Below are 2,156 nucleotides of genomic sequence, written 5' to 3'. Positions count from 1 at the left end.
CGCAAACAGAATTTCACTACGACATTCTTGCCAAACGAGTGCGTGAATTGTCGTTCTTGAATTCTGGCGTCTCGATTCATTTGATCGACGAGCGCGCTGACCGTCGTGACCACTTCAAATATGACGGTGGTATCGCAGCCTTTGTTCAGTATCTGAATGATAAGAAGACGCCGATTCACCCTAAGGTATTCCAATTTAGTGTTGAACGCGAAGACGGTATATCGGTTGAAGTCGGCCTCCAGTGGAATGACTCATTCCAAGAACACATTTATTGCTTCACCAATACGATTCCACAACGCGATGGTGGAACCCATATGGCAGGTTTCCGTGCGGCACTGACACGGACCTTAAACAACTATATGGAGCAGGAAGGATACACCAAAAAGGCGAAAACCAACGCCAGTGGTGATGATGCGCGTGAAGGTCTAACCGCCGTTATATCAGTGAAAGTTCCTGATCCGAAGTTCTCTTCGCAAACCAAAGACAAGCTAGTGTCTTCAGAAGTGAAGGGAGCAGTAGAACAAGCTATGGGCGAGCATTTAGCGAACTTCTTGTTGGAAAACCCAACCGACGCGAAGGTAATTGTCCAGAAGATTATTGACGCTGCGCGTGCTCGTGAAGCAGCACGAAAAGCTCGCGAAATGACGCGGCGTAAAGGCGCCTTAGACTTAGCTGGTTTGCCGGGTAAGCTTGCTGACTGCCAAGAAAAGGACCCAGCACTTTCTGAACTCTATATTGTGGAGGGTGACTCTGCGGGTGGCTCGGCGAAACAGGGCCGTAACCGCAAGAACCAAGCTATTCTGCCGTTGAAAGGTAAAATTCTAAACGTCGAGAAAGCGCGTTTTGACAAAATGCTTTCGTCACAAGAAGTCGCAACCTTAATTACAGCGATGGGCTGTGGTATCGGCCGTGACGAATATAACCCAGACAAGACGCGTTACCATCGCATCATTATTATGACCGATGCCGACGTCGACGGCTCGCACATTCGTACCTTGCTGTTGACCTTCTTCTATCGACAAATGCCAGAATTGATTGAACGTGGCTATATTTATATTGCGCAACCGCCGCTGTATAAAGTGAAGAAAGGTAAGCAAGAAAATTACATCAAAGACGATCCAGGCTTGATTCAATACCTGACATCGTTGGCGCTTGACCGAGCCTCATTGCATGTCAACGCAGATGCGCCAGGTATTACCGGTGTGGCCTTAGAGAAAATGGTGCGTGACTATCAATTTGCACTCGACACGATTGCTCGCTTAAGCCGTCGCTTACCGAAACATGTGCTCAACCGTCTCGTCTATGCAGAGCGCTTAACCGCTGAGAATATGAAAGACGAGCAGTACGTCAACGCATGGGCAGAGAAATTCTGCGCCGATATGATGGCAACGGAAAAAGACTCAGCGACATACGAAGTCTTAGTGACCAACGATGAAGATCGCGGTGTGTTCTTGCCGATGATTCGCTTGCGTCGTCATGGTGTATTCACGGATTTCCCACTGACCTATGAGTTCCTCGTGTCACGCGACTATGACCGCTTAGCGTCTGTCGGCTCGGAGATTAACGGCTTAGTGGAAGAAGGCGGCTATGTTCAGCGTGGCGAGAAAGTACAGCCGGTTGACGATTTCGTTGAGGCCATTGAGTGGCTAATTAACGAATCGAAACGTGGTTTATATATCCAACGCTACAAAGGTTTGGGCGAAATGAACCCGGACCAATTGTGGGAAACCACCATGGACCCCGATACGCGCCGGATGCTACAAGTGACGATCGAAGACGCGATTGGTGCTGACCAATTGTTTACGACCTTGATGGGTGATCACGTTGAACCACGTCGCGCATTTATTGAGAGTAATGCTCTGAAAGTTGCTAACTTGGATGTCTAGTCCGCGACATGCATAGCGCAATGCAATAACGCAAAAGCCCCGCAACTTATGTTAGCGGGGCTTTTTTCTAATTGGTGCTTGGGGTGTTTTCAATACCATATGACGCACGATGAGTGCTGTCATGATTCCGGTGAGGCCGAGGAAAGTGGCGAGTACGGTTAGTAATCCGACGAAATCGAGGTTGGGGTCAAAGTACCAGCGCAATGCTGCAACGACGGTCACCAATAACAGGGGCATTGTTACGCACAACGAATAACTGAGCCATTTGCT

General features: G+C 48.8%; 2 protein-coding genes (1 of these 2 only partly in view). One reads left to right on the top strand and one right to left on the bottom strand.

The genetic code is table 11. From position 1 onward, the window contains the following. A protein-coding gene (locus J5F18_RS01185) for a DNA gyrase subunit B (RefSeq protein WP_346302148.1) crosses the window boundary here: on the top strand, nucleotides 1-1,886 show its 3' portion. The gene continues 400 nt to the left of window position 1, outside the view; 1,886 of the gene's 2,286 nt are visible here — the last part of the coding sequence; its start codon lies off the left edge, out of view; it ends in the stop codon at nucleotides 1,884-1,886. Between the two features lie 51 nt (nucleotides 1,887-1,937). On the opposite strand, the gene J5F18_RS01180 is transcribed toward J5F18_RS01185, so the two are convergent. After that, nucleotides 1,938-2,156, bottom strand: a 219-nt coding sequence (locus tag J5F18_RS01180; protein ID WP_346300545.1) for a hypothetical protein, incomplete at its 5' end; no start/stop codon positions are given.

This window comes from Halomonas sp. BM-2019, from assembly GCF_017584085.1.
This window is presented reverse-complemented; position numbering and strand designations above follow the sequence as displayed.